The following is a 26,808-nucleotide window of genomic DNA, read 5'->3' on the forward strand; positions in this document are numbered from 1 at the left end:
CAATGGGGGAATGTCCACGCCCGTGTCCCTCGCCCCGGCCCTCCTGCGGATCGGCCCGCACACCGTCACCCCGCCCGTCGTCCTGGCTCCGATGGCCGGGATCACCAACGCGCCCTTCCGCACCCTGTGCCGGGAGTTCAGCGGCGGCAAGGGGCTGTTCGTCAGCGAGATGATCACCACGCGGGCGCTGGTCGAGCGCAACGAGAAGACCATGCAGCTGATCCACTTCGACGCGACCGAGAAGCCGCGCTCGATCCAGCTGTACGGCGTGGACCCGGCGACCGTCGGCAAGGCCGTCCGCATGATCGCGGAGGAGGGCCTCGCCGACCACATCGACCTCAACTTCGGCTGCCCGGTCCCCAAGGTGACCCGCAAGGGAGGCGGCTCGGCCCTCCCGTACAAGCGGAACCTGCTGCGTGCCATCCTCCGCGAGGCCGTGAGCGGCGCGGGCGACCTCCCGGTCACCATGAAGATGCGCAAGGGCATCGACGACGACCACATCACCTACCTCGACGCCGGCCGGATCGCCGTCGAGGAGGGCGTCACCGCGATCGCCCTGCACGGCCGCACCGCCGCCCAGCACTACGGCGGCACCGCCGACTGGGACGCCATCGCCCGCCTCAAGGAGCACGTCCCCGAGATCCCCGTCCTCGGCAACGGCGACATCTGGTCCGCCCAGGACGCGCTGCGCATGGTCCGCGAGACCGGCTGCGACGGAGTGGTCGTGGGGCGCGGCTGCCTGGGCCGGCCGTGGCTGTTCGCCGACCTGGTCGCGGCCTTCGAGGGGCGTACCGAGGACATCGCGCGTCCGTCGCTGCGCGAGGTGGCCGACGTCATGGTCCGGCACGCCACCCTGCTCGGCGAGTGGATCGAAAATGGTGAGGCGGCCCGAAGGGTCACCGTTGAGGGTGGTGGGGGGAGACGGGTGGGCGAGTCGAAGGGGGTCGTCGACTTCCGCAAGCACGTCGCCTGGTATCTCAAGGGATTCGCCGTCGGCTCCGAGATGCGCAAGCGGCTCGCCATCACCTCCTCCCTCGCCGAACTCCGCGCCGGACTCGACGAGTTGGACCTCGACCAGCCCTGGCCCACCGGCGCCGACGGGCCGCGCGGCCGCACCTCCGGCAACAACCGCGTCGTCCTGCCCGACGGCTGGCTCAAGGACCCCTACGACTGTGCGGGCGTGGGCGAGGAAGCCGAACTGGACACGTCCGGGGGGTAGTTGCCCGCTTCTGCGGGTGTTCCGGTCGTTGTGCGGCCGGTTTCCGTCATCTCGGAATGAGTGCGGAAATGTCCGGGTAGCGCCTTTTGGTGTGCGGAGCGAACGAGACACCGAAGAAGCCGACGAAGACGCCCCGGAAGCGGCCGATGCGGAAACCCTCGGCGCCCCCGTCCTACGTCCCCCACTGCGCCCACTACGTCTCGTACGTCCTGACCGTGCTGGACCGGCTGGTCCCGGCCGGCACCCGGTGCGCGCTCATCGGCGCGCCGCTCAACTCCAACGTCGGCGACAGCGCGATCTGGCTCGGCCAGCGCGCCCTGCTGGACGCGCTCGGCGCCGACGTGCGCTACGCCTGCGACCTGATGTCGTACGACGCCGGGCAGTTGGCCGCCTGCCTCCCGGACGGTCCGATCATGCTGACGGGCGGCGGCACCCTCGGCGACCTGTGGGAGGACAGCCAGCTCCTGCGCGAACAGGTCCTGCGTGACTTCCCGGACCGCCGGATCGTCCAGCTGCCCCAGTCCGTGCACTTCACGGACCACGCCAACCTCACCCGCGCCCGCCGTGTCTTCGACGCCCACCCCGACCTGACGCTGCTGCTGCGCGACCGGCACAGCCTGCACCGCTGCCGCGCCGTCTTCGAGGCCCCCTCGCTGCTCGCCCCCGACCTGGCGTTCGCCGTGCCGCCGGACGCGCTCACCGGCGGCACGATCGCCCATGACGTGATCTGGCTGGCCAGGGAGGACAAGGAGTCGGCGAAGGGCCCACCGGCCGGGCGCGGCACGGCACGCAAGGAGCGCGGCGGCCCGTACGTCTTCGACTGGACCCGGGAGGGCGAGGACACCGACTGGCGACGGGCCAAGGAGGCGCTGTGGCGGAGCCGGGCCCGCGCCCTGTGCCGCGCCGCCTCGGGCGACCCGCCCGGCGCCGTCCCCGCGCTCCTCGCCGCCTACGACGGCCTCGCCCGCCTCCAACTCGCGTGCGGCTGCCGCCTGTTGGCTGCCGGCCGGGTCACGGTCACCGACCGCCTCCACGGCCACGTCCTCGCCCTCCTCCTGGGCCTTCCCCACGTCCTGCTCGCCGACCGCTACGGCAAGGCCCGCAGCTACTGGGACACCTGGCCGACCCACCGCCCCCCGACCACGGAGTGGGCGTGGACGGAGGCGGAGGCAAGGCAGCGGGCGGGAGCCCTGCTGGCGGGCCTCCGGCCTGAAAGGCGGGGGGAACTGCGCGAGAAGCCCCACCGGACCCGCACCCGCCATCGCACAGGAACCGTTCCTGGGGACTGAGCATGAGTGAGTCCGCCCAGCCGCACGCCCCGAACGGTCTGGGGCGTTCCCCCACTGCCTCAAGGGCGTGGGAGGTACCCCCAGGTCCCCGGCGTACTCAACCCCGGGGCGGCGACACGCATCCTGTACGTGGTCCGGTCCCGGGAGGCCGGTTCCCTCACGACCTGGCCAGGTGGGTACGGACAGAGGGCGACGGAGAGGCCCCGGACCTTCTCTCCGGAGGAAAGGGGGGCTCCGCACGCCGGCTCCGTTCCCGGTGTCCCGGATCGCCCGCTCACCGTAGCCCGAACAGCCCACACCGTCGCAAACCCGGAAGCCGATCATCGCACGATCGAGCTCATCCACCCTCGTACGCACTCCCCGGCAAGCAGCTGGCAACCCACGCCCTAGGCACCCCCCACCGCAGTCAACAACGCCAACGGAGCCGCCGCCGACCGCGCCTCCCGCACGCAGGCGTGCGGATACGGCACCGGCACCGGATGCGTCTCCCTCCCGTACCCGGCCAGTACCTCCGGCAGCCGATGCCCCCCGGCCGACGCCGCGTCCACCATGCCGGAGGCCACCGCCCGCGCCTCGTCATGCAGCCCGTACCGCGCCAGACCCAAGGTGATCAGCGCGTTGTCGTGCGGCCAGACCGACCCCCGGTGGTACGACAGCGGGTGGTACGCCGGCTGCCCGGCGGCCAGCGTCCGCACGCCCCACCCGGAGAAGAAGTCCGGCTCCAGCAACCGCCGCCCGACCACCTTCCCGTACTCCTTGTCCAGCAGCCCCGACCAGAGCAGATGCCCCGCGTCCGAGGCGAGGGCGTCGACCTGCGCGCCCTCGCCGTCCAGCGCCAGCGCGGGGAACTCGTGCCCGGGCATCCAGAAGTCCCGCTGGAACCGGTCGCGCAGGTCACCCGCGGCCTGTTCCAGCAGCGCCGCGTACACCTCGTCCTCCCAGACCGTGCGGGCCAGCACGGCGGTGCGGCGCAGCGCGTCGTACGCGTAGCCCTGCGCGCCCGCGGCCATCACCGGCCCGCCGGCGGGCCGGCCGCCGTCGGCGGAGCAGATCGCGCCGGGGGAGTCCTTCCAGTTCTGGTTGGCGAGGCCGCCCTGGTCGGCGCGGTAGACGAGGTAGCCGCGCGAGGTGAGGCCGCCGTGGTCGAGCATCCAGCCGATCGCGGCCCGCGCGTGGCGTTCGAGACGGCGGGCCAGGGTGACGTCCCCGGTCTGCTCGACATACGTGCCGAGCAGCACGAGGAAGAGCGGGGTCGCGTCCACCGAGCCGTAGTAACGGCCGTACGGGACCTGCCCGAAGTGTGCCAGCTCCCCGTGCCGCACCTCGTGCACGATCTTGCCGGGCTGGGCCACCGAGTCGACGCCGACCTCGGTCGCCTGGGCGGCGGCGAGCGCGAGCAGGGTGGCGGCCGCCGGCTCCGGTCGGTAGGGGAGCGTGAAGAGGGAGGTCAGCAGGGCGTCCCGGCCGAGGAGGGTGAGGAACCAGGGCGCCCCGGCGGCGGGCACCCGCAGGGTCTCCCCGTCCGGGCCGGTCGCCGGGATCTGCAGCGCGGCGAGATCGGCGAGACCGCGCTCGCACGCGGCGGCCAGCTCCGGCCAACCCGTGGGGAAGGCCACGCCCTCCACGAACTCGTCCTCCAGACCGCGGAGTTGTTCGTGCACGGCGGAAGGGGAGCTCGGCACCCGCAGGGCCCGGCGGTCACCGTGGGTCCGCGCCATCACCCGGCAGGTCAGCTCCGCCGAGCCGTGCGGCGCGACATCGAGGGCCCAGACCAGGCGCCGCGCCCCCGTCCCGGTCTCCTCCACAGCGTCCGGTGCGGGCTCGGTCGTCACCGTCGTGCAGGACCGCCACTCGCCACGCCGGTAGCTGAACTCCACCCCGTCGTCCAGGACTTCGCGCCTGCGGACGACACCGATCTTGGCGTACGTACGGAAGTCGGAGCGCAGCTCGAACTGGTCGGTGAAGTCGGCGTCGACGGTGATCGCGATCCGGACGGTCGTCGCCACCGGCCGGTTGCTGGTGACGCGCAGCGTCTCCACGAACGCGCTGTCGGAGACGGCCTGTTCACGGAAGAGCGTGTACGCCGGCGGCTCCCGGCGCCCGCCCCGGGGCACGAGCACACAGCGGGCGACGTCACCGTCCGCGACGGGTGTGAGCGTCTCGGGAACCGCGCCGTCGACGGTCAGCTGCCACCTGCTGAGATGCCGGGCGTCCCGGACGAACAGCCCGTCCGGTGAACTGCCGCCCCGCACACCGCTGATGTCGCCGCCGTCGCCCACGGCGGCGAACGTCCCGCCGCGCACGAGCAGGTGATGCCGGTCCGTCATCCCCGTTCCCCTCCCTGGTCACTCATACCGAACTTGGTCTCGTCCCTGCCGAACCCGGCCCCGCCCGTGCCGGACTCCACCTCGTCTCTGCCGGACTCCATCCCGTTCCTGCCGAACCCGGCTTCGTCGGTGGCGTGGTGCCGTGCGTGGTGCCGTTCCCGGGCGCGCTGCCGCTCGCGGGCGGGCGGCCGGCCGTGGTCGTCCCGGTGCAGCAGGTCGAGGGTGAGCGCGGCCGTCCAGCCGAAGCCGGCCGCTCCGCACGCCTCGCCGGTGTACGGGTCGACGTACTCGGCGAACCCGGACGCCACCGCCGTCTCCAGCAGCGCCGTCCGCAGCGCGTCGGCCCGCCCTCTCTCCCCGTGCAGCCTGAGTCCCCGTTCCAGCATCCAGTTGGTGTTGAACCAGGCGGGCCCGCGCCAGTAGCGGTGCGGATCGAAGGCCTCGCCGGTCAGGTCGTACGACGGCACCAGCAGGGTGGTGTCGCCGAGCCCGAAGTGCGGGCCGTGCATCGTGCGGACGAGGGCGGCGGCGATGTCCCGGGGGAGACCCGGGAGCAGCAGCGGGACGAGGCCGGAGACGCCGCGCTCGGGGATGAGCGCGCCGGTGGTGACGTCGCGGCAGAGGAACATGCCCTCCGCCGGGGCCCACAGCCGCTCCACCAGGGCCGCCGTCAGCCGTTCGGCGCGCGTGTGCCGGGCCGTCCCCGACGCGCCCAACTCCTTCGCGATCCGGGCGAGGGCGTGCTCGGAGGCGATGAGCAGCGCGTTGAACGCCGGGTCCTCGACGGCGAACTCCGCCTCCCCGGCCCCGCTCCTCCCCGTGAGCCGCTCACCCGCCCGCTCACCCACCCGGTCCCGGTACCCCGCGTCGCGGTAGTCCGCCGCCAGTCGCACGTACCGCCCGTAGTCCAGATCCGTCGGCCGGTCCTCGGCCGCGCCGTGGTCGAGGTCGGCGCGGCGGAAGGAGCGGGCGGGGGCCGGGGTGATCCGGGCGAGCGGCGCGTCCCAGGCGGGGCTGTTGTCCATGCCCTGCTCCCAGGGGTGGACGACCGAGGCCAGCCCGCCGCCGCCCAGGTCACGGCGGTCCAGCAGATAGCGGTGCCAGGCGGCAAGCCCCGGATAGACCCGCTCCAGGAAGCCGCGCGCCCTGGACAGCTCCGGGTCGGCCCGGTGCACCAGCCATGCCGCCAGCGCGTGCACCGGCGGCTGCACGATGCCCGAGGTCTCGGTGGTGCGTGGGGCGTCGGCGGCGCGTCCCGCGGTCGAGGAGCGCCAGAAGTCGGGGCTCGGGAAGTACGCGTCCAGCGGCACCGAGGGGTTGAAGACGATGTGCGGGATCCGCCCGTCCCCCCACCGCGCGGCGAGCAGCGTCTCCAACTCGGTCTGCGCCCGCAGGGGCGAGACATGCCGCAGGCCGATCGCGATGAACGCCGAGTCCCAGGACCACTGGTGCGGATACAGCGTGCGCGACGGCACGGTGGACCGCCCGGTCCAGTTGGCCGCCAGCACCTCGGCCGCCGCGCGGTGCGGCGAACCGGGCGGATCGTATACGTAGTCCCGGACACGGGTTGTCGTGCCTGGTCGACGGGCGGTGAGCTGGGTAGTGCGGTCCACGCAGGGCTCCCTGAGGACAAGGTGCCGACCGGTTCGGCAGTAGCTACCGTAGGGTTACGTCTACTTAACACGCAAAACTCAATATGTAATGCAGAGTTGGTGAGCGCAAGAGGGTGCGGGGGAACGAATTCCCATGGGGCCGCGACAATGGCGGCATCGAGGACGACATGAGCGAAGGGCCGTGAAGGTGGGCAGTCACGCGGGGGCAGGAGATCTGCTGGAGCTGGTCCGCAGCGGCCGGGCCACCACCCGGGGCGCGCTCCAGCAGGCCACGGGCCTCTCCCGGGCGACCGTCGGCCAGCGCCTGGACCGGCTCTTCCGTGCGGGCTGGCTGCGCGAGGGCGCCGGCGGCCCCGTCGGCTCGCCGCTCGGCGGCCGCCCCTCCATCACCCTGGAGTTCGACGACGAGCACGCGGTCGTCCTCGCCGCCGACCTCGACACCCGCCATGCCCGCGCCGCCGTGCTCTCCCTGACCGGCGAGATCCAGGCCGAGCACGCCGGCGTCCTGCTCATCGAGGAGGGCCCCGACGCCGTCCTGGACGAACTCGGGCGCTGGTTCGCCGAGTTGCTGGAGAAGGCAGGCCACCCCGCCGACGCCGTCTGCGGGATCGGCCTCGCGGTCCCCGGCCCGGTCGACATCGACACCGGTCGTGTGGTGCAGCCGCCGATCATGCCCGGCTGGGACGGCTACGACATACGAGGCCGCCTGGCCCGCGCCTTCACCGACCACGCGAGCGGCCCCGCCGGGACACCGGTCCTCGTCGACAACGACGCCAACCTCATGGCGTACGGGGAACAGCGCGCGGGCTACGCCGACTGCGCGGCGTTCGCGCTGGTCAAGGTCTCCACGGGTATCGGCGCCGGGGTCGTGGTGGGCGGCTCGATATTCCGGGGCGTGGACGGCGGTGCCGGGGACATCGGCCACATCCGGGTCCCGCAGGGCGCGGAGGCGCTGTGCAAGTGCGGCTCGTACGGCTGTCTGGCGGCGGTCGCGAGCGGCGGCGCCGTGGCCCGACGGCTTGCGGAGGCGGGGGTTCCGGCGGCCTCCGGCTCAGATGTGCGGGATCTGCTGGTCGCCGGCCACCCGGGGGCGACGGCCCTCGCGCGGGAGGCGGGCCGGGCCGTCGGGGACGTCCTGGCGACGGTCGTGACCCTGCTGAACCCCGGCGTCCTGATGATCGCCGGCGATTTGGCCGGAACCCCCTTCCTCACGGGCGTCCGCGAACTGCTCTACCAGCGCGCACTGCCCCGCTCCACGGCCCACCTGGACGTGGTGACCTCGAAGCTCGGGGAGCGGGCGGGGCTGGTGGGGGCGGGTGCACTGGTCGTCGAGCACCTCTACGCGCCGGAGCGGGCCGAGCAGCGGTTGGTGGCGCTCGGGGTGTGACGGGGGCGTTTCCGTCCCGTGGAGCGGTCCGCATGGTGAAATCGGGCTCCCTCGAACTGCGTGATTCTCGCCACCCCTGATAGGGGTTCCGCTCAGATGAGCGAATCGTGGGCGGCTCTGCGACTTCAAAGGGTGGCACTGGGTGCCACCCTTTGATCGTTCATCGAGCGAACTCAGGCGTGTCGATAGCCGCTCATGTGGGCGACATGAGGGGCGAGTGGGGCTTGCCCCCTTCAAGAGGTGAACACATTCCGGCCGTCTTCCTTGCCAAGCTTTGACTTTCGATCTCTTGGCGGACGGGTGGTTACAGGCGCATGACGCGCAAGTGGACGTACCCAGGTGCCTTCGATCTGGGTATGTTCCTGGCCGTCAGGGCAGCCACCGCGTCCTCAAGGAGTTGGGACCTGTGTCGGAAAACAAAGATCCCCACGTAGGCCACGTAGCTCAGAGCGTTGAGGGCGTGAAGTTTGTTTATGACTTCACCGAAGGCAACAAGGACCTCAAGGACCTCCTCGGCGGCAAGGGCGCGAACCTCGCCGAGATGACCAACCTCGGGCTCCCCGTGCCTCCCGGCTTCACCATCACCACCGAGGCCTGCAAGGTCTACCTCGACAGCGGCGACGAACCCGCGGCACTCCGTGACGAGGTCACCGCCCATCTCGTCGCCCTCGAAGAGAAGATGGGCAAAAAGCTCGGCCAGGCCGACGACCCGCTCCTCGTCTCCGTCCGCTCCGGCGCGAAGTTCTCGATGCCGGGCATGATGGACACCGTTCTGAACATTGGATTGTCGGACAAGTCGGTCCAGGGCCTGGCCAAGCAGGCCGGCGACGACCGCTTCGCCTGGGACTCCTACCGCCGCCTCATCCAGATGTTCGGCAAGACGGTCCTCGGCGTCGACGGCGACCTCTTCGAGGAGGCGCTGGAGGCGGCCAAGGCGGCCAAGAAGGTCGTCGTCGACACCGAGCTGGAGGCGGCCGACCTCAAGAAGCTCGTCACCAAGTTCAAGAAGATCGTCAAGACCGAGGCCGGCCGGGACTTCCCCCAGGACCCGCGCGAGCAGATGGACCTCGCCATCAAGGCCGTCTTCGACTCCTGGAACGGCGACCGCGCCAAGCTCTACCGCCGCCAGGAGCGCATCCCCGGCGACCTCGGCACGGCGGTCAACGTCTGTTCCATGGTCTTCGGCAACCTGGGCCCCGACTCCGGAACCGGCGTCGCCTTCACCCGCGACCCCGCCTCCGGCCACCAGGGCGTCTACGGCGACTACCTGCAGAACGCCCAGGGCGAGGACGTCGTCGCGGGCATCCGCAACACCGTCCCCCTGGCCGAGCTGGAGTCGATCGACAAGAAGTCGTACGACCAGCTGATGCAGATCATGGAGACCCTGGAGAACCACTACAAGGATCTCTGCGACATCGAGTTCACCATCGAGCGCGGCCAGCTGTGGATGCTGCAGACCCGCGTCGGCAAGCGCACCGCGGGCGCGGCCTTCCGCATCGCGACCCAGCTGGTGGACCAGGGCCTCATCGACGAGGCGGAGGCCCTCCAGCGGGTCACCGGCGCCCAGCTCGCGCAGCTGATGTTCCCCCGCTTCGACGAGGACGCGAAGGTCGCCCAGGTCGGCCGCGGGATCGCCGCCTCCCCGGGCGCGGCGGTCGGCAAGGCGGTCTTCGACTCGTACACGGCCGTGAAGTGGTCGCGCTCGGGCGAGAAGGTCATCCTGGTCCGCCGCGAGACCAACCCCGACGACCTCGACGGCATGATCGCGGCCGAGGGCATCCTGACCTCGCGCGGCGGCAAGACCTCCCACGCGGCCGTGGTCGCGCGCGGCATGGGCAAGACCTGCGTCTGCGGCGCGGAGGAACTGGAGGTCGACACCAAGCGCCGCCGCATGACGATCCCCGGCGGTCATGTGGTGGAGGAGGGTGACCTCATCTCCATCGACGGTTCGAGCGGCAAGGTGTACCTGGGCGAGGTGCCCGTGGTCCCCTCCCCGGTCGTGGAGTACTTCGAGGGCCGGATGCACGCCGGCGCCAACGACGCCGACGAACTGGTCGAGGCCGTCCACCGGATCATGGCCTTCGCCGACCGCAAGCGCCGGCTCCGCGTCCGCGCCAACGCCGACAACGCCGAGGACGCGCTGCGCGCCCGCCGCTTCGGCGCCCAGGGCATCGGCCTGTGCCGTACGGAGCACATGTTCCTCGGCGACCGCCGCGAGCTGGTCGAGCGCCTGATCCTGGCCGACACGGAGGCGGAGCGCGAGGAGTCCCTGAAGGCCCTGCTCCCGCTGCAGAAGCAGGACTTCGTCGAACTCTTCTCCGCGATGGACGGCCTCCCGGTCACGATCCGTCTGCTGGACCCGCCGCTGCACGAGTTCCTCCCCGACATCACGGAACTGTCGGTCCGCGTGGCCCTCGCGGAGTCCCGCCAGGAGCCGCACGAGAACGAGTTGCGGTTGTTGCAGGCCGTCCATCGCCTGCACGAGCAGAACCCGATGCTGGGCCTGCGGGGTGTACGCCTCGGCCTGGTCATCCCCGGCCTGTTCACGATGCAGGTCCGTGCCATCGCGGAGGCGGCCGCCGAGCGCAAGAACGCGAAGGGCGACCCGCGTGCCGAGATCATGATCCCGCTCGTGGGCACGGTCCAGGAGCTGGAGATCGTCCGCGAGGAGGCGGACGCGGTGATCGCGGAGGTCGAGGCGGCGACGGGCGTGACGCTGAAGCTGTCGATCGGCACGATGATCGAACTGCCGCGGGCCGCGCTGACCGCCGGTCAGATCGCGGAGGCGGCGGAGTTCTTCTCCTTCGGCACGAACGACCTGACGCAGACGGTATGGGGCTTCAGTCGCGACGACGTGGAGGCGTCCTTCTTCACGGCGTACCTGGAGAAGGGCATCTTCGGGGTGTCGCCGTTCGAGACGATCGACAAGGACGGCGTGGGCTCCCTGGTGAAGCTGGCGGCGGAGGCGGGCCGTGCGACCCGCCCCGACCTCAAGCTCGGCGTCTGCGGTGAGCACGGCGGTGACCCGGAGTCCGTCCACTTCTTCCACGAGGTCGGACTCGACTACGTCTCCTGCTCCCCGTTCCGCATCCCCGTGGCTCGCCTGGAGGCGGGGCGGGCGGCGTCGCAGTCGACGGGGAGTGACCACCGGTAGCCTCCGGCGGCCACGCCGCGTCCCGACCCCGGAACCGCCGCTTGTCCCCGACCGACCCTCACCGATGGGCGGCGGTTCCGGCCCACGAAACAGAAGGCGGCACCCCGTGCGGGGGGTGCCGCCTTCTGGGTTTTGGGCGGGTTGTGCATCCTTCGGTGCCTCTTGTGCTTCAAGATCACCTGATTCGGTGGTGATGAGGTTGATCGATCGTTTCTGTAAGTATTCAAGTCGTGTGGGGCTGCCCGGCCTCAAGTGGTATCCCCCCGATGGTGCGTTGTCCGTTTCCACCGTCCTCGTTTGTGTCATGGGCTGCCCTGCGCTCGCATGGTTCGTGGGCCGGGTGGCCGCGAGGAGGACGGCGGCCCAGCCGCTGGCCGTACGGCGCAGCGCTGCGGAGAAGTCACCAGGAAAGTGGGGCATGTTCCTGTTCGTACCGGGACTGAGTATCGTCGCCGCGTACTGCGTGGCCGGTGCGACCGGTCATCCGCCCCGGGACACCGGACTCTCGTCGATCCTCATGCCCCTTGCGGTCGTTCTGCTCGGCATCGGACTGGTTGCGATGCTGCCGATTTTCTCCCGAAAACTCGCCCAGAGGGCGGCTCACTCCACCCAGTCGATTTCCCTCGGCCTGGCCATGCGGCGCAACGAGGCGGAACCCGGCGGCGCGCTACGGGTGGCGACCGGGTTGGTGATCCTGGTCTTCGCGGCGTCGCTGGTGCAGGGGGTGCTGATCGAGCTGGATCAAGTCTCCAGGAACACGTCGTCGGTCCAGACGTACAACATCTCTCTCGCGGGGACCACGGCCGACCGGCAGCGGGCCTGGGAGAAGGTGAAGGGTGTCCGGGGGCATGCGGTCGTCATGCGATCGCGGTCGCGTCCCGAGGTCGATCGCTGGGTTCCGAGTCTGGAAGCCGTGGTCGCCACGTGCGAGCAACTGCGCAGCATGGTGCAGAAGATCGACGGCTGTGTGGACGGTCGGCCCATGCGGTTGTGGGACCCGAAACACGTTGCTGTGGATGACAACAAGCCCGGTGCACGCTTCCCCTTCGACCTGTGGCACGACGGGCAACGCCGTGTCGTGCAGGTGACCGTTCCGCGAGCGGTTCTCCGGTACAGCGACGACGCCGGTCTCCCGGTCTTTCAGAGCGGTTCCGTGCTGTTGCCCCCCTCGGCGGTTCCCGCCGGACATCGCCCCGACTCCGCCACCCTCACCCTCCTCAGCAGCTCCGCCCCCGAAACGGTGCGGCAGGTTCTCGATGGCATCGGTGGTGTGGACCCCACGACGGAGGTCGACACGCCAGGGGTGGTGGTGACGTCGTTGCAGCAGATCACCGTGGTGAAGAGCCTGTTGGGCATCGGCATGGTGTTGGGGCTCGTCATCGGAGTCGCCGCATACCTCGTAGCCGCCACCGACCGTGCCGTGGAGCGCAAGCCCCAGGTCACCGCGCTGTCGCTGCTCGGGGCCCGGCCCCGTACGCTCCGGGCCGTGCAGGTCGCCCAGGTGGTCGTGCCGTTGGCCGTCGGGCTCGCCCTCGCCGTGGTGCTGGGCAAACTCGCCGAGTCCAGCTACCTCGTGACCGGCGGCGGTGCCGTCTACTGGGACGGTGCCGGCATCCCCCTGCTGCTGGCCTGCGCCCTCGGCGCGGTCGCCGTGGCAGCGGTCGGTGCGCTGCCCCTCGTCGGCCGTCGGATCGACCCGGAGCTGATCCGGCGGGACTGAGCGAAGCGACAGGGACACAGCGGGCAGGCGGCGCCGCCGACGGGGTGCCGCCTGTCGTCGTCCCGCCGCAGCCCAAGTCACCGGCCCCCGGCGCGCCGCGCCCCCGATCACCACGCGCTCGCGATCGGCGCCCCCGGCTCATACCGCCGCCACGCCTCGTTCAGGCGACCCAGCCGGTGCGCGGCGGCGACCCCGCACATGTACGCGACCTTGCCGCCTGCGACTTCGAACGCCACCGCCCCCACCACCCGTCCCTCGACCACGGCGACGACGGCCGGGGACCCGTTGAGCAGCGTGAGGTGCATCGTGGGGTTGCCGCCCGCCATCCGCCGCTTCGCCGCAGTCGGCCTGAAGCCGGCCCGCACGAGGGACGCGATGCGCTCGGGCGTCCGGTAGCGCAGCAGCCGCCTGGCCAGCCCGGCCCCGTCCGAGACCGCGATCGCGTCGGCGGTGAGCAGCTCCACCAGACGTTCGGTGCGCCCCGACGTGGCCGCGGCGAGGAACTCCTCCACGACCTTGCGCGCGGTCGCCGGATCCACCGGGTCGCCGCGGCGCTCGGCGGCGACCCGGCGCCGGGCCCGGTGCACATGCTGCTGGCTCGCGGACTCGGTGATGTCGAGGATTCCGGCGATCTCGGCGTGGGGATACGCGAAGGCCTCGCGCAGGACGTAGGCGGCCCGCTCGACCGGTGAGAGGCGCTCCATGAGGGTCAGTACGGCCAGCGACACCGATTCGCGCTGCTCCACGGTCTCGGCGGGGCCGAGCATCGGGTCGCCTTCGAGGAGCGGCTCGGGCAGCCGGTCCCCGGCCGCCCGCTCGTGGCGGGCCTGCGCCGAGCGGAGCCGGTCGAGGCAGAGATGGGTGACGACCTTCGTCAGCCATGCCTCCGGGACCTCGATGTGGTCCCGGTCCGCGGCCTGCCAGCGCAGGAACGCGTCCTGCACGGCGTCCTCGGCGTCGGCCGCCGAGCCGAGCAGACGGTACGCGAGCGAGGCCAGCCGTCCCCGGCCGGCCTCGAATCGGTCGATGGCTGCGGTGTCCATGCACGGGAGCCTATGCGGCGGTATCACAACAGGGCCTTCACAACGGGGCCTCCACGACAGGGTGTCCACAACAGGACCTTCAGGACAGGGCCTCCACGACAGGGTTTTGCAGCAGGGCCGTTGTACCAAGACCCTCACGCCGCGGAGTTCGCACCCGCGGCCTCCACCCCCGCCGCCCTCACTCCACCCCGTTCGGCCCCGGCGGCCAGCCGCTGCCGTCGCTTCGGTACTCCGAAGGTCGGGTGGGCGATGCCCAGCGCCGCCCCCTTGAGCACGCCCGCCTTGAGGCGCGCGGCGGTTCGGCCGCCCAGGTACCAGGACTTCGACCTGGCCTCCTCGTCCACCATCTGGAAGATCGCGTCCCGCCGCCCGAGGCTGATGTGGTTGCCGTGGTACTTCAGCCCGACCGTCGGGATCTCGCGGCCCGTCAGACGCGCGATGATCGCGGCAGTCGCCTGCATGTTGGTGTAGCCGGCCGAGGCGCAGGACATCGGCAGCGGGCGGCCGTTGTCCCCGATCGCGTAGGCGCAGTCACCAGCGGCATAGACGTCCGGGTGCGACACCGAGCGCATGGTGCGATCGACGAGTATCTGGCCGGTCTCGGCCACCCGGAGGCCGGCCGCGGCCGCGAGCGGGTGCACGGTGAACCCCGCCGACCAGACCGTCACGTCGGCCGGGATGGCCGTACCGTCGGCGGTGATCGCCCGTGTCGGCTCGACGGCTTCGACCGTGGTGTGCTCGTGGACGGTGACGCCGAGCCGGTCGAAGGCCCGGCGCAGATGCCTGCGGGCCTTCGGGGAGAGCCAGGCGCCCAGCTCCCCGCGGGCGACGAGCGCGACCGAGAGGTCGGGCCGGGACTCGGCGAACTCGGTGGCGGTCTCGATGCCGGTCAGCCCCTCGCCGACGACCAGCACCGTGCCGCCCTCGCCCAGCCCGGCCAGGCGCTCACGCAGCCGCAACGCCGAGGACCTGCCGGTCACGTCGTAGGCGTGCTCGGCCACACCGCTCACGCCATGGTGGGCCACGGAACTGCCGAGCGCGTAGAGGAGGGTGTCGTACGGGAGCTCGCGGTCCCCGGCCTCCCCGGCGTCCCCGGCCTCGTCGGCCGCCTCCGCCTCCCTGCGCGCCCGGTCTGCCGCGATCGCCCCCGCCGCGCCGGTCTCCTCCGTCACGGTGACTGTCCGCCGCTCGGGATCGATGCCGGTGACGCGCGCCACGCGGAGCCTCACCCCGGTGCCGGCGAACACGTCGGCGAGCGGGCGGGGCGTGAGTTCCTGGCCGCTCGCGAGCTGGTGGAGCCGCATCCGCTCGACGAAGTCGGGCGCGGCGTCGACCACGGTGATCTCGGTGTCGGCGGGGGAGAGCCGACGGGCGAGGTTCCCGGCGGCGAAGGCCCCGGCGTATCCGGCGCCGAGGACGACGATGCGGTGCTTCATGGCGATGCTCCTGTCTCGTTCGCGTGCCTCCTGAACGGGATGGCGTCACGATTCCTGACAGGAGTGGGGTGTGACGTGGGTCACGCGAGCGCGGTGCGTCGGTGAGCCTCCGGGGAGCTCGGCGCGGGGCCTATTTCCCGTGCCTCTCCCGCCCGGGGTCGGTAGTGTCGCCGCCCGGTGGACCGAACCGCGGTCGCCGTGTTCGGAGAGTGATGCGTTCCGTGAGCGGGCAGCGAGAGACGACGACCCTGTGGCGGCCGACCGGCCCCGTGGAGCTGGGACTGGTGCGGGAAGCGGGATGGCGGGCCTGGCCACCCCGGCTTCCGGAGCAGCCGATCTTCTACCCGGTGCTCGACGAGGAGTACGCCGTCAAGATCGCTCGGGACTGGAACGTCAAGCACGACGGGGCGGGGTACGTCACCAGGTTCGAGGTCGAGACCGACTTCCTGCGGCGGTACCCGGTGCGGCAGGCGGGCGGGGAGACGATCCTCGAACTCTGGGTGCCGGCTGAGGAGCTGGAGGAGTTCAACGCCCGCCTCGTGGGCGAGATCGAGGTCGTGCACGAGTTCCACTGAGAGCGGCAAGCCGCGAGGTCCGCGCGCGGTGGCCCGGCAGGCATGGTGACCCGCCGTCGAGGGGCGGCGGGCGGGCCCAGCGGCGCCCCGTCGCCCCTCGACGCCGATCAGTCCCTCGACGCCGATCAGTCCCTCGATGTCGGTCAGCTCCGTACGGCCGGCCTTGCCCGTGAGGGGCGGGGGATGGGGACCGGCGTGCTGTCCCGCTCGCCCGCGATCTCCCGCAGGACGCGTACGAGTTCCTCGTGGAGGGCGTCGCCGATCTCGTGTGCCCGGGGTGTGTCCACGTGCAGCATGTTGACGTGGAGGCCGGTGGCGGTGCGGTGGAACCAGTGGCTGATGCCGTTGCCCCGGGCGGCCCACACATGCAACTTCGGCTGCCAGCGCGGGTGTTGGAGGCCGCCAGGAGTCCTGCGGAAGTCGATGTAGGAGAAGAAGTTCACCGGGAACGGCCAGTGGTGCAGCGTGAAGGTCTCCGGGGCCAGCAGCTCCCACGCCCGTACGAAGGGGATGTCCGTGTGCCGCTGCAACTCGCCGTACGCCGTGCGCGCCCGCGCGATCGTGGTGGCGTGGTCCGCGCCGCCCTCGCCCACCCGGAACTCGATCGGCATCGTGTTCACGAACCAGCCGACCGAGTGCTGCCAGGGGTTCGGAGCCCCGCCGACCGCCGCTCCGGCCGCCCCCGCGTCCACTCCGCCGTGCTCGCCCCGGCCCTCGTCCGTTCGTTCGCTGATGGGGAGCAGGCCCCGGTAGACCCCCGGTCCTCCGAAGCGGTGCTGGGCCGTCGCCGCGGCCGCCAGCACGGCGGTGAAGACGCTGCCGCCCGAGGCGCGGGCGCCCGCCGCCAGGGCGTCGGTGCGGTGCGGGTCGAGCAGGGGGAGAGCCCGGTTCACCAGGGGGTACAGGTGGCCCTCCGGTACGCCCAGGTCGAAGGGGAACTTGGGGAAGAACCCGCCGTTGCCGCGGATGAAGTCCTTCCAGTACCGCAGGCGGCCGTCGTCGGGTCGGAGTGCGGCGTAGCGGCGTCGCTGGTCGTCACCGAAGGTCAAATAGCTCGCGGCCGCCGGGAGTTCGGGGGTTCGGTCGGCCGACAGGGCGGCGTACGAGGTCTGGAGTTCGTTCACGACGACGGGCATGGACAGGCCGTCGCACACGATGTGGTCGAAGCAGAGGTAGACCGTCGCGCCGTTCTCCCGGACCACCGCGCCCATGAGGAAGAGCGGCCAGGAGAGCGTGTCGATGCTCTTGAACGTCTTGTCGAGGTGGGTGTGCAGATCGTCCCCGCTGTGGAAGTGGCCGACCTCTTCCGCCTCCAGGGTGATGGAATCGGGCGCCAGCGCCGCGCAGTTCAGGTCGCCGGCGAGCCGCTGGAACTCGCAGCGGAGCACCTCGTGGCGTCGTACGAGCAGCAGGAGTGCCGCTTCGAGGGCCTTGGTGTCCAGCTCGCCCGTGATCTCGAAGGTGACCGTGATCGAGCTGGCGATTCCGTCGCTCGTGCTCCGGGTCGCCTCGGACGACGAGTGGTGCTTGTCCTGGTTGAACGAGGCCGATGTGAAGGGAATCGATGCGGCGCGCTTCGTATGGAGGGACCAGGAGATGACGGTTCCGGGCTCGATGGTGGCGTCGGAGAAGGGAATCTGCAGCACTCGGGGGCTTTCTGTTCATGACTTGTGGGGGGAAGTCGAGGGAGTATTCGAGCGGTGAATCAGGGGAGGGAATCAGGTAGGGGTGAATCAGGCGGGGGTGAATCAGGTGGGGTGAGTCACATGAGGGGGTGAGCGTTGGTCGTCGGAATCCGTCGTCAATGGTGGTCGGGATCAGATGACGTGTGTCAGTAGGGAATTCACCGCCGCGTCCACACCGTCCTCGGCCCGGACGAGGCGGGCGATCTCGGTCGCCCGGTGTGCCAGGTGGCGGTCCGTCATCGCCGTCGTGATCGCCTCCGCGAGCCCGGGCGCGGTGAGAGCGCGGGCGGTGAGGGGGGCGGGGGCGACGCCCAGTGCGCGCATACGGGCGGACCAGTGGGTCTGGTCGCCCATGTGGGGGCAGAGGACCTGGGGGCGGCCCGCGGCGAGGGCGGCTCCGACCGTGCCCTGGCCGCCGTGGTGGACGATCGCGGCCGTGCGCGGGAAGAGCCAGTCGTGCGGGGCCTGTTCGATCATCAGCATGTTCGGTGGCAGGGGGGCGGAGCTCCTGCCCGGCGCGCCGATGCCGCCCCAGCCGGTCGCGACGACGGCCCGTACGCCGGTACGGCGGATCGCCTCGGTGACCAGGGCGTGGTTCCGGCGGGCCCGGGTGCCGGCCATGCTGCCGAAGCCGATGTAGACGGGGGGCGGGCCCTCGTCCAGGAATCGGCTCAACTGCCTCGGCGGCGTCCAGCCGGGGCGCGCGGGCAGGTACCAGAAACCGGTGGTGCGTACGGCGTCGCCCCACGCCGGGTCGACCGGGGTGATGTGCCGACTGAACGGCTGGAGCACCGGGCGCCGACGGCCCTCGGGGTCCCGTAGCCACCGTCGGGCACCGTGCCGACGGGGGGCCAGCCCCAGTTCGCACGTCCGCCAGCGCTCCACCTCACGGGACCGCTGGGCCGCCGTGACCAGGGCGTACGTGCTCCGGTTCAGGAAGCGGGGCACCCGGGGGAGCGGCAGCAGCGGGCAGGGGAACGCGTCGGTGGGGATCCAGCCAGGCTGGAGCGCCACGACGACGGCGGGTACGTCCAGCATGTCGGCGACGTGCTGGAAGGGGAACGCCGCCGAGTGCACCACCGCCGCCACGTCCCCGTGGTCGTGCGCGATGGCCGCCACGTCGCGCAGCGGGGCGACCATCAGCCGTCTCAGCCGGGCCACGGTCCGCGCGGCCGCGATCTTTCCCCGCACACCCATGAGGCCGCCGTCGATGATGCTCCGGGTCGCCGTCTCGTCGAGGATCCGGGCCGGCCCGTCGTCGATCGCGGCGAAATCGACGCCGTACGCGGCTGCTTCGGGCGCATAAGAGGAAGGGGCCGCCAATAACGGCTGTTGGCCGTGGCGACGCAGCGCCACGGCCAATGCGAGAAAAGGCTGTACATCCCCGCGGGTACCGCATGCCGCCAGAAGTACCTTGCGGGGGCGGGCGCCGGCCACGAGGCTCTCCGGCCCCCATTCATTGGGCATGACCACGCGCTGAACCTAGCAGAAGGAAAATCGAACTAGTCCGGCGTGGTAATGAGTTCGATATTTCCGGTGGCGCCGATTTCCGATTACGCGGACCGGAAAGGCCCCGTCACCTCGTAGGTGATCCCGCCCGATGAACTGCCGCTGGTCCCGCGCTGGCTGGAGAAGTACAGACGGCGGCCGTCGGGGGAGAAGGCGGGGCCGGTGATCTCGGAGGCGGACTGGCCGTCGACGCGGAGGAAGGGGGCGATGGTGTCGTTCGGGGTGATGAGGCAGATCTCCATGCTGCCGCCGTCCTCGGCGACGTAGAGGTCCCCCGAGCCGGTGCTCGTGATGTTGTCGACGCCGGTGAGCGGTGCCGTTCCGCCGGTGACCAGCGAGTCGTCGTAGGCGAGTTCGATGGTCTGCGCGGCGGCGTCGTACTGCCAGACGCGGTTGTCGCCCTTGGTCGTGAACCAGCAGGTGCCGTCGGCGTAGTGACATCCCTCGCCGCCGTTGAAGCGCTTGGCGCCGGACACCTGGTGACGGGTGGCGGTGGCGCCGGTGGGGTCCGGGACCCGGGACCAGGTCACCGGCCCGCTGGTGGCGGTACCGGCCACCAGCACCTCCAGCGTGCCCGACGACAGGTCGCCCCAGGTCGTGGGCCGGAAGCGGTAGAAGCAGCCGTCGGAGACGTCCTCGGTCAGGTAGACGACACCTCGGGTGGGGTCGGCGGCCGCCGCCTCGTGCTTGAAACGGCCCATCGCGTCCCGGCGGACCGCCGCTTTCGTGCCCCACGGGTCCGTCTCGTAGACGTATCCCCGGTCCACCTCCTCGCAGGACAGCCAGGTGTTCCAGGGTGTCCGCCCGCCGGCGCAGTTCTGGCGCGTGCCGGACAGGATCCGGTACGCCGACGTCACCGCGCCCGTCGACGAGAAGCGCACCGCGCTCGCGCCGCCGGACGGATTGATCTCCGAGTTGGAGACGTAGATCCACCCGCTGCCGTCCGCGTAACAAGCTCCGCCGTCGGGGGCGTTGTGCCAGGTGTACGACGTCCCGGGGACCGTCCGGCCGGAGCGGGCGATCACCCGGCTCGTGAACCCGCTCGGCAACCGGATGCCGTTGGCGTCCGGCGAGCCGAGCGCCCCGTAGGGGCCGGGACCGGGCTGGGCGGGCGCGGCGTACGCGGCGCCGCGCCACAGGGCGCCGCCGAGGACGGTCGACGTGCCGCCGAGTACGGCCGTGCGCAGGAGAGTACGACGTTCCACAGTCGCTCCAAGGGATGCCTTGACCGGCCCGCCGCACGGTCGGCGGCGGGGTCGCGCGCTGATGGAACCTAGAGGAGCGGAATTGACGGTACATGGACAACGGGTGGACGTCGCGGGTCCGCGAGTACGCGTACGAGACTCCGCCGTCCGCCGTCCGCCGTCCGCCGTCCGCCGTCCGCCGTCCGCCGTCCGCGAGTTCGTGCGGCCGGGTGTCCGTGGACGGGGCCCCGGCCGCTGCGTGGCCTTCGCTCAGGCCGGTAGCGGCGGTGCCTCGCGACGTCGTTGCCCGGGACGTCCTCCGAACCCGTGGCCGTGGCTGTGGACCGGTCCCGGCGGCTCGGTCGACGGCAGGCGGACGACCGCGTCCAGGCCGCCCGTGGCCGCCTCCCGCAGCGTCACCTCACCACCACTGGCGTGGGCGAGCCGCTGGACCAGGGAGAGGCCGAGCCCGGTGCCGCCCTTGGGCGCGCCGGGGGCGCGCCAGAAGCGGTCGAACGCGCGGGCGCGCTGCTCCGCCGTCATACCGGGGCCCTCGTCGGTGACGTGCAGGTCGACCCAGTGGGGCCGGGCGTCGCGCAGTGCCCTGCGGGCCGGGACGAGGAGCCGTAGCTCCATGGTGACCGTACTGCCCGCCGGGGAGGCGCGCAGGGCGTTGGAGAGGAGGTTGTCGAGGATCTGCTCCACGGCTCCGGGAACGGCCGTCACCGGCCCCACCGCACCCGCGAAGAGGACCAGGGAGACCCTCTCGCGTTCGAACAACGGCCCCCACGTACGGTGCCGTTCCGCGCAGATCGCCCCCAGGTCGACCGGGGCCGGAATGGCCGCCGACTCCTCCAGACGGGCCATCGCCAGCAGCCCCTCGACCATCCTGGCCAGCCGGTCGGTCTCGGTGACGGCGGCGTCGAGGCTCGGCCGGGCGCGCCGGGCTATGTCCGGCTCCAGGTTCTCCAGCCGTAGCCGCAGGGCCGCGAGCGGGGTCTTCAGCTGGTGCGAGGCCTCACCGGCGAACGCCCGCTGCGAGGCCAGCAGATGTTCGAGGCGGGCCGCGGTCGTGTTGAAGGCCGCCGCCAGACTCCGTACCTCCGGCGGGCCCGAGGTGACCACCACGCTGGTCGCCGTACCGCCCTCGGCCAGCCGGTGCGTGGCCTCCTCCAACTGCCGGATGGGGCGCCCCGTCCAGCGCGCGAACGCGAACGCCACGGCGGCGACGCCGGTGAGCACGGCGAGTCCGGCGAGCGCCAGCAGCAGCCAGACCGCGAACACGCGGGCGTGCACCATGGTGGTCGGGAGCGTGATGCGCACGGCCCCCTGCGCCGACGCGCCCGTTTCCCGACCGGGCTCCGAGACGGGCCGCGCGTACGACACCGAGGCGATACCCGAGTCGCTCTCCGGGCCGGCGTCGTCTCCCGAGCCGGAGTCGGGGCCGAGGTCGGGGGTCGTGTCGGAGTCCGTGTCCCTGTCGGAGTCGGTGTCCGCGGTCGCGTGGCCCACCGGGGCCGCCACGGACAGGTAGTGGACACCGCCCGTCGTCGTGGTCCGTACGTCCGTGGTGGCGCGGCCCCGCAGCGCGGCGGAGATCTCGGGGAGGGAGGCGAGGGACCGCTTCTCCTCGGCGGACAAGGAGTGGGAGGAGGCCAGCAGTTCACCGTCCGCGTCGACGATGACGACCCTCCCGCCGATGCGCTGGGCGCAGTGCCTGGCCCGTTCGGCGAGTTCGTCCGGGCGGTGGGCGGCGAGCGACAGCGCGGCGAACGCGGCCACCGACTCGGCCTCGTCATTGGCCGAGTTGACGATCCGCGCGCGCTCGGCCCGGGAGTAGACGATGCCCAGCGGGATCTCCAGGCCGAGGAGGACCAGGGCGGCCAGACTGAGGTAACTCAGCAGCAGGCGTCGGGTCATGACGCCCTGGCCTCGGGCGTGCGATGCCTCCCCTTGCCCACCCTCGACTCCGCCGCGGACCTCGTCCCCGGTCCGCGCCCGCCGCCGTGCGCCTGGCCCGGCCCCGGGGCGCGTACGGCGAGCCGGAAGCCCACGCCGCGCAGGGTCTGGATCCAGGCCGGGTCGCCCAACTTGCGCCGCAGGGTGGCGACATGGACGTCCAGTGTCTTGGTCGGACCCTGGTAGTGGTCGTCCCAGACGCGGTTGAGGATCTGCTGCCGGGAGTAGACCGCGCCGGGGTCCTCGGTGAGCAGCGCCAGCAGCTCGAACTCCTTGGGCGTCAGCGCGACCGGGACCTCGCCCACCCACACCTGCCGGGTCCGCCGGTCCACCACGAGCGGACCGGGCGACGGGGTCGAACCGACGTCGGCCGCCGGGCCGCCGGAAGGGGCGCGGGGTGCGGGCGGTGCCTGCTCGTACATGAGGGGCTCGTAGGGCTCGAAGACCGGGGGCTCGTGGACCGGGCTGCCGTAGGCCGGAGTGCGGTACGCCGAACCGGAAGCGCCGGGCGCGGGGCTCCCGACGGTGGGCGCGTTCTGCGCCGGGTCGGCGTACGTGGGCGTCCCGTGCGCCGGCGTCTCGTACGCGGCCGACCAGTCGTACTCGGCGCCACGGCCTTCACCGACGCCCCCCGTTCCTTCGAAGCCACCAGCTCCTCGGATGCCGTACGCTCCACCGGTTCCGATTCCGCTCACCCCTCTGGTCCCGCCGGCTCCTCCGGCTCCACCTGGGTCTCCGGCTCCACCTGGGGCTCGGACCGCGCCTGTTGCTCCTGCTCCTGCCCGATACGGGTCCTCGGCTTCGAAGTTCCCGACCGACGCGAAGTCGTTGTCGGCCCCGAATCGGCTCCCGGCCCGGCGCCTGTCCCCGAAGCCGGCCCCGGCCGCCGACTTCCCGTGCGCCGCGGGCTCCGGTGCGGGCGCCGACCAGCCGCCGTACGCCGAACTCCCGGCCACGGACTCGAACTCGGCCGCTCCATCGGGCTCGGCCAAGTCCTCGGCCCCGGCCGGCCTCCCGACGCCCGCCTCGGCCACCACGACCCCGGCCACCACCTCGCCGCCCATGGTCCCGCCCGCGCCCGCGCCCCGCCCGTCGCTCCGCCGCCCGGGCGCTGGTGGCGGCGCGACACCGCCCGTATCCGGGCGACCAGTTCCCGGATGCTGAATGGTTTCGCCAGGTAGTCGTCGGCGCCGAGTTCCAGGCCCAGCACACGGTCGGCCTCCTCGCCGCGCGCGCTGAGGATGATGATGGGGACGTCGGAGGTCCGGCGGATCCCGCGGCAGACGTCGATGCCGTCCATGTCGGGCAGGCCGAGGTCCAGCAGGACGACATCGCCGTGCGGACCTCTCAACCCGTCCGCTCCGGTGGCCACGTGGTGGACCGTCAGGCCGAAGTGCCGCAGCCCGTCGGCGAGCGGTTCGGCGATCGTCTCGTCGTCCTCGATGAGCAGCACTCGTACGCCCATGGCCGCCTGTCTCTCCAGAAAGTCGGGACAACACGAGAGCCGTGCTGTGGGGCGCCACGCTACAAGAGAGCGAACAGCTCTGTGCAGGGAATCCAGAGCATTGTGAAATGACCCTCAGAAACCGCTTGTATTCGGTCGCCCGACCTGCGGCGGAGGGCTGCCTGGCTGAAATATGTGGAAAATCTGGCGTCGTTTTAGTGTTCGCTTAACCTTCCTCTGGTCATCGCCCCTCTACGGTCGTCAAGGCAGGTAAGGGCAGGTCAAAGCAGGCTGGAACAGCTCGGAACCAGTACAGGGAGGCACGATGAAGGCGTTGCTGGATCGCGCCCGGTCGTTCAAACGGCGGGTCGACTTCGAGAGCGACGAATACCGAAAACTCGCCGTCGGGCAATTTCCCGAGGCGCTGTTCATTACCTGCTCGGATTCGCGGGTGATTCCCGCGCTGATCACCGGGGCGCGGCCCGGCGAGATATTCGAGCTGCGAAATGCGGGCAACATCGTGCCGCCGCACGACGCGTACGGGGCCGCCTCCGGCGAGGCCGCCACCATCGAGTACGCGCTGGAGGTGCTCGGCGTTCAGGACATCGTGGTGTGTGGTCATTCCCACTGCGGTGCGATGGGCGCACTGAAGTACGGCGCGGACCTGACCGGGCTGCCCCGGGTGGACGCCTGGCTCGACTACGCCAGGCCCGCGCTCGAACCGGTCCTGGGGGATGCCACCGGCAGTGACAACACCAGCCGTGACAGCACCGGCAGGGACAGTGCCTCGTCCGAGGATCCCGCCCTGCGTGAGGTCGTCCAGCTCAACATCCGCAACCAGTTGGCCGTCCTGCGGGACTACCCGGTCGCCCGGCAGCAACTCGACGCCGGACGCTTGCGGTTGCACGGCTGGTACTACGAGATCGACACCGGCAAGGTGCACGAACTCGACGCGGACGGCGACTTCCAGGTGCACGGGTCATGAGCGGGGCGCACGGACGCCGGCACGCGGCGGGCGGCGGCGCTCACCGGTCCCACCGGTCCCACCGGAACGGCCGAAACGGTGGACCCGGGTTACCCGGATACGTACCCGACCCGCCCCCGTACGCCCCGGACTTCCCGGAGTGGACCGTCACCGAGACCCTGGGCCGGGAGCATCCGGGCCGGGAGCATCCGGGCCGGGAGGATGCGGGTCGTCGGGTCGATGCGGGCCGGGACGATCCGGATCCGGACGGTCCGCCCTCCGGGTCCAAGCGCTCCCGCGCCGAAGCCTCCGCCGGGCGCATCGACTTCGGTACGGAGATCACCGCGTCCCTCGTCGTCTTCCTGGTCGCGCTGCCGCTCTGCATCGGCGTGGCCGTGGCCTCCGGCGTACCGGCCGAACTGGGCATCATCTCGGGGGTGATCGGCGGTCTGGTGGTCGGCGCGGTGAGGGGCAGCACCCTCCAGGTCAGCGGCCCGGCGGCCGGGCTCGCGGCGCTCGTCGCGGAGACGGTCATGGAGTTCGGCGTCGCGATGCTCGGCGTGATCGTCCTCTTCTCCGGCATCCTCCAGATCGTGCTGGGCCTGGTGAAACTGGACCGGATGTTCCAGGCGATCTCCATCGCCGTCGTGCAGGGCATGCTCGCCGGCATCGGACTGCCGCTGATGTTCAGCCAGCTGTACCCGATGTCCGACTCCAAGGCGCCGGGCACCCCCTTGGACAACATGGCGGGCGTCCCCGGACTGATCGCCGACACCGTGACGAACCCGCAGGCGCTGATCGCGGCCGGACTCGGGATCGTCACGATCGTGCTGAGCTTCGTGTGGAAGCAGGTGCCGGGGCCGGTCAGGAAGATCCCGGCCGCGCTCGTGGCCGTCGGGATCGGTATCGCGGTCGCCTCGTTGCCGGGCGTCGAGGTGAAGACGCTCCAGGTCGGCAATCTGCTGGCGTCCGTGGACGTGCCGGGGCCGGAACAGTTGTCCGGGCTGACCAGTGCCGGGGTCATCACGGCGATCCTCACCTTCACCGTGATCGCGTCGGCGGAGAGTCTGTTCACCGCCGCCGCCGTGGACCGGATGCACGACGGTCCGCGCACCCGGTACAACACCGAGCTCATCGCCCAGGGCGCGGGCAACACCGTCGCCGGCATCCTCGGCGCGCTGCCCATCACGGCGGTCGTCGCGCGCAGCTCGGCGAACGTGCAGGCCGGCGCCAAGACCCGTCTCTCCCGTACGCTGCACGGCCTCTGGCTGCTCGCCTTCGCGCTGCTGCTGCCGCAGGTGCTGGCGCTGATCCCGATCTCGGTGCTGGCGGGTGTCCTCGTGCACAGCGGGTGGAAGCTGTTCGCGCCGGAGCAGTTCCCGAAGATGTGGCGGCAGGACCGGGGCGAGTTCGCGGTGATGACGCTGACCACGCTGGTCATCACGGCGACCGCGCTGCTCGAAGGGGTGCTCTTCGGGCTTGCCGCGGGGGTGGTGCTGGCCGCGCTGCGGATGTCGCAGACCGTCATCCGGCAGCACATCGAGGACGACACGGCGAAGGTCGTCATGGCGGGCAACGCGACGTTCCTGCGGCTGCCGAAGCTGATCGACGCGCTGGAGGGCGCGGCCGCCTCTGGCAAGCCGCGCATCCGGCTGGACCTGCTCGGGGTGACCCACCTCGACCATGCCTGCCGCAGCCAGATCGAGGAGTTCGTGGCGCAGCAGCGGGGGGCGGGGCTGCGGGTGGAACTGCTGATGCCGGACCTCACGAAGTCGCCCGCGGCGGCCGAGCCGAAGGGGGCGGTGGCGGAGGAGCCGGCGTTCACGGGGACGGCGGAGCCGGAGCGGGAGCCGGAGCCGGTGCCGACGGAGGTGTGGGACTACGCGACGGTCGGTACGGCGGCGGTGGGTGGTACCGGGCGGCCGATGCCGACCGGGGCCGGTGCGCGCCCGGGCCGGGGTGGGCCGGGGCCCGACGCCGAGTGGTTCTATCTCGACACCCGGCCGATGCCGGGGTGTCGGAGGAGCGGCCTCGTTGTTGCGCCGGGGGCGCGGTGGGGAGAGTGAGGGGAGAGGGCGCCTGGGTGCGGGTGCGGGTGCGGGTCCGGTGGGGGCGGGCCGCGCAGTTCCCCGCGCCTGGCGAAGCCGGGGCTGCGCCCGGCTTCGCTTTTCGTCCCGGCCCTGGCCCTCAGGGCGGTGGGCTCCCTGGCCCGCAGGGCCCGGGCTTTCAGGGGCGCGGGGAACTGCGTGCCCCGCCTCACCGGACCGCGGTCGCCACACCTCCCGCAACACCCCCACCCG

18 protein-coding genes are annotated in these 26,808 nt (G+C 71.7%); 8 read left to right on the plus strand and 10 right to left on the minus strand.

Annotated elements, in window-relative coordinates:
* Positions 1 to 10: 10 nt before the first annotated feature.
* The gene (dusB, locus tag E4N62_RS03040) at positions 11 to 1,219 is read left to right on the plus strand and encodes a tRNA dihydrouridine synthase DusB (RefSeq protein WP_230211803.1); all 1,209 of its coding nucleotides are present in this window, start codon (positions 11 to 13) and stop codon (positions 1,217 to 1,219) included.
* 146 nt (positions 1,220 to 1,365) lie between these two features.
* Positions 1,366 to 2,508 carry a polysaccharide pyruvyl transferase family protein gene (locus E4N62_RS03045; RefSeq protein WP_230211804.1) on the plus strand — a complete coding sequence of 381 codons (1,143 nt, stop codon included), beginning with the start codon at positions 1,366 to 1,368 and terminating at the stop codon, positions 2,506 to 2,508.
* 386 nt (positions 2,509 to 2,894) lie between these two features.
* On the opposite strand, the gene E4N62_RS03050 is transcribed toward E4N62_RS03045, so the two are convergent.
* Both E4N62_RS03050 and E4N62_RS03055 read right to left on the minus strand, forming a co-directional pair.
* Positions 2,895 to 4,835 carry a glycogen debranching N-terminal domain-containing protein gene (locus E4N62_RS03050; RefSeq protein WP_230211805.1) on the minus strand — a complete coding sequence of 647 codons (1,941 nt, stop codon included), beginning with the start codon at positions 4,833 to 4,835 and terminating at the stop codon, positions 2,895 to 2,897.
* Positions 4,832 to 6,448 carry a trehalase family glycosidase gene (locus tag E4N62_RS03055; RefSeq protein ID WP_230211806.1) on the minus strand — a complete coding sequence of 539 codons (1,617 nt, stop codon included), beginning with the start codon at positions 6,446 to 6,448 and terminating at the stop codon, positions 4,832 to 4,834. The genes E4N62_RS03050 and E4N62_RS03055 overlap by 4 nt, the downstream gene beginning before the upstream one ends.
* A 133-nt stretch (positions 6,449 to 6,581) precedes the next feature.
* On the opposite strand from E4N62_RS03055, the gene E4N62_RS03060 reads away from it, so the two are divergent.
* From E4N62_RS03060 to E4N62_RS03070, 3 genes are all read left to right on the plus strand, one after another.
* On the plus strand, positions 6,582 to 7,835 hold the full coding sequence (locus E4N62_RS03060) for an ROK family protein (protein WP_268268908.1): 1,254 nt from the start codon (positions 6,582 to 6,584) through the stop codon (positions 7,833 to 7,835).
* Positions 7,836 to 8,241: 406 nt separating this feature from the next.
* Complete coding sequence (ppdK, locus tag E4N62_RS03065; protein ID WP_374116913.1) at positions 8,242 to 10,989, plus strand: pyruvate, phosphate dikinase; 2,748 nt, start codon at positions 8,242 to 8,244, stop codon at positions 10,987 to 10,989.
* Between the two features lie 418 nt (positions 10,990 to 11,407).
* Positions 11,408 to 12,709, plus strand: a complete 1,302-nt coding sequence (locus tag E4N62_RS03070) for an ABC transporter permease (protein ID WP_230211807.1) — start codon at positions 11,408 to 11,410, stop codon at positions 12,707 to 12,709.
* Between the two features lie 107 nt (positions 12,710 to 12,816).
* On the opposite strand, the gene E4N62_RS03075 is transcribed toward E4N62_RS03070, so the two are convergent.
* Together E4N62_RS03075 and E4N62_RS03080 are read right to left on the minus strand one after the other, a co-directional pair.
* Positions 12,817 to 13,752, minus strand: coding sequence for a sigma-70 family RNA polymerase sigma factor (locus tag E4N62_RS03075; protein WP_230211808.1), 936 nt, complete (start codon positions 13,750 to 13,752; stop codon positions 12,817 to 12,819).
* Between the two features lie 134 nt (positions 13,753 to 13,886).
* Positions 13,887 to 15,188 carry an NAD(P)/FAD-dependent oxidoreductase gene (locus E4N62_RS03080; RefSeq protein WP_230211809.1) on the minus strand — a complete coding sequence of 434 codons (1,302 nt, stop codon included), beginning with the start codon at positions 15,186 to 15,188 and terminating at the stop codon, positions 13,887 to 13,889.
* Positions 15,189 to 15,400: 212 nt separating this feature from the next.
* On the opposite strand from E4N62_RS03080, the gene E4N62_RS03085 reads away from it, so the two are divergent.
* Positions 15,401 to 15,763, plus strand: a complete 363-nt coding sequence (locus E4N62_RS03085) for a hypothetical protein (RefSeq protein WP_268268909.1) — start codon at positions 15,401 to 15,403, stop codon at positions 15,761 to 15,763.
* 143 nt (positions 15,764 to 15,906) lie between these two features.
* On the opposite strand, the gene E4N62_RS03090 is transcribed toward E4N62_RS03085, so the two are convergent.
* The 6 genes from E4N62_RS03090 to E4N62_RS03115 all read right to left on the minus strand — a co-directional run bounded on the left by E4N62_RS03090 (position 15,907) and on the right by E4N62_RS03115 (position 23,565).
* A complete protein-coding gene (locus tag E4N62_RS03090) occupies positions 15,907 to 17,409 on the minus strand; it encodes a condensation domain-containing protein (RefSeq protein WP_230211811.1) in 1,503 nt (500 codons plus the stop codon).
* A 171-nt stretch (positions 17,410 to 17,580) separates the two neighbouring features.
* On the minus strand, positions 17,581 to 18,915 hold the full coding sequence (locus E4N62_RS03095) for a glycosyltransferase (RefSeq protein WP_268269032.1): 1,335 nt from the start codon (positions 18,913 to 18,915) through the stop codon (positions 17,581 to 17,583).
* Between the two features lie 86 nt (positions 18,916 to 19,001).
* A complete protein-coding gene (locus tag E4N62_RS03100) occupies positions 19,002 to 20,162 on the minus strand; it encodes an alkaline phosphatase PhoX (protein WP_230211813.1) in 1,161 nt (386 codons plus the stop codon).
* A gap of 249 nt (positions 20,163 to 20,411) precedes the next feature.
* Positions 20,412 to 22,061 (minus strand): HAMP domain-containing sensor histidine kinase, encoded by a 1,650-nt coding sequence (locus tag E4N62_RS03105; RefSeq protein WP_230211814.1) that lies wholly within the window; start codon positions 22,059 to 22,061, stop codon positions 20,412 to 20,414.
* A complete protein-coding gene (locus tag E4N62_RS48515) occupies positions 22,058 to 22,795 on the minus strand; it encodes a winged helix-turn-helix domain-containing protein (RefSeq protein ID WP_230211815.1) in 738 nt (245 codons plus the stop codon). The genes E4N62_RS03105 and E4N62_RS48515 overlap by 4 nt, the downstream gene beginning before the upstream one ends.
* Complete coding sequence (locus tag E4N62_RS03115) at positions 22,792 to 23,565, minus strand: response regulator transcription factor (protein WP_230211816.1); 774 nt, start codon at positions 23,563 to 23,565, stop codon at positions 22,792 to 22,794. The genes E4N62_RS48515 and E4N62_RS03115 overlap by 4 nt, the downstream gene beginning before the upstream one ends.
* A 304-nt stretch (positions 23,566 to 23,869) precedes the next feature.
* Between E4N62_RS03115 and E4N62_RS03120 the strand changes: the two genes are divergently transcribed.
* Positions 23,870 to 24,529 carry a carbonic anhydrase gene (locus E4N62_RS03120; RefSeq protein ID WP_230211817.1) on the plus strand — a complete coding sequence of 220 codons (660 nt, stop codon included), beginning with the start codon at positions 23,870 to 23,872 and terminating at the stop codon, positions 24,527 to 24,529.
* Positions 24,526 to 26,574 carry a SulP family inorganic anion transporter gene (locus E4N62_RS03125; RefSeq protein WP_230211818.1) on the plus strand — a complete coding sequence of 683 codons (2,049 nt, stop codon included), beginning with the start codon at positions 24,526 to 24,528 and terminating at the stop codon, positions 26,572 to 26,574. The genes E4N62_RS03120 and E4N62_RS03125 overlap by 4 nt, the downstream gene beginning before the upstream one ends.
* Positions 26,575 to 26,808 lie beyond the last annotated feature (234 nt).

Origin of the sequence: Streptomyces sp. MNU76, from assembly GCF_020982545.1 — a bacterium.
Taxonomy (GTDB): Bacteria; Actinomycetota; Actinomycetes; order Streptomycetales; family Streptomycetaceae; genus Streptomyces.

What these genes read in the sequence shown, in the direction of transcription:
- dusB (WP_230211803.1), top strand. Translation starts at nt 11, where the DNA reads ATGTCCACGCCCGTGTCCCTCGCCCCGGCCCTCCTGCGGATCGGCCCG.
- E4N62_RS03045 (WP_230211804.1), top strand. Translation starts at nt 1,366, where the DNA reads ATGCGGAAACCCTCGGCGCCCCCGTCCTACGTCCCCCACTGCGCCCAC.
- E4N62_RS03050 (WP_230211805.1), bottom strand. Translation starts at nt 4,835, where the DNA reads ATGACGGACCGGCATCACCTGCTCGTGCGCGGCGGGACGTTCGCCGCC.
- E4N62_RS03060 (WP_268268908.1), top strand. Translation starts at nt 6,582, where the DNA reads ATGGGGCCGCGACAATGGCGGCATCGAGGACGACATGAGCGAAGGGCC.
- E4N62_RS03070 (WP_230211807.1), top strand. Translation starts at nt 11,408, where the DNA reads ATGTTCCTGTTCGTACCGGGACTGAGTATCGTCGCCGCGTACTGCGTG.
- E4N62_RS03075 (WP_230211808.1), bottom strand. Translation starts at nt 13,752, where the DNA reads ATGGACACCGCAGCCATCGACCGATTCGAGGCCGGCCGGGGACGGCTG.
- E4N62_RS03080 (WP_230211809.1), bottom strand. Translation starts at nt 15,188, where the DNA reads ATGAAGCACCGCATCGTCGTCCTCGGCGCCGGATACGCCGGGGCCTTC.
- E4N62_RS03085 (WP_268268909.1), top strand. Translation starts at nt 15,401, where the DNA reads ATGCGTTCCGTGAGCGGGCAGCGAGAGACGACGACCCTGTGGCGGCCG.
- E4N62_RS03095 (WP_268269032.1), bottom strand. Translation starts at nt 18,915, where the DNA reads ATGCCCAATGAATGGGGGCCGGAGAGCCTCGTGGCCGGCGCCCGCCCC.
- E4N62_RS03105 (WP_230211814.1), bottom strand. Translation starts at nt 22,061, where the DNA reads ATGACCCGACGCCTGCTGCTGAGTTACCTCAGTCTGGCCGCCCTGGTC.
- E4N62_RS03115 (WP_230211816.1), bottom strand. Translation starts at nt 23,565, where the DNA reads ATGGGCGTACGAGTGCTGCTCATCGAGGACGACGAGACGATCGCCGAA.
- E4N62_RS03120 (WP_230211817.1), top strand. Translation starts at nt 23,870, where the DNA reads ATGAAGGCGTTGCTGGATCGCGCCCGGTCGTTCAAACGGCGGGTCGAC.
- E4N62_RS03125 (WP_230211818.1), top strand. Translation starts at nt 24,526, where the DNA reads ATGAGCGGGGCGCACGGACGCCGGCACGCGGCGGGCGGCGGCGCTCAC.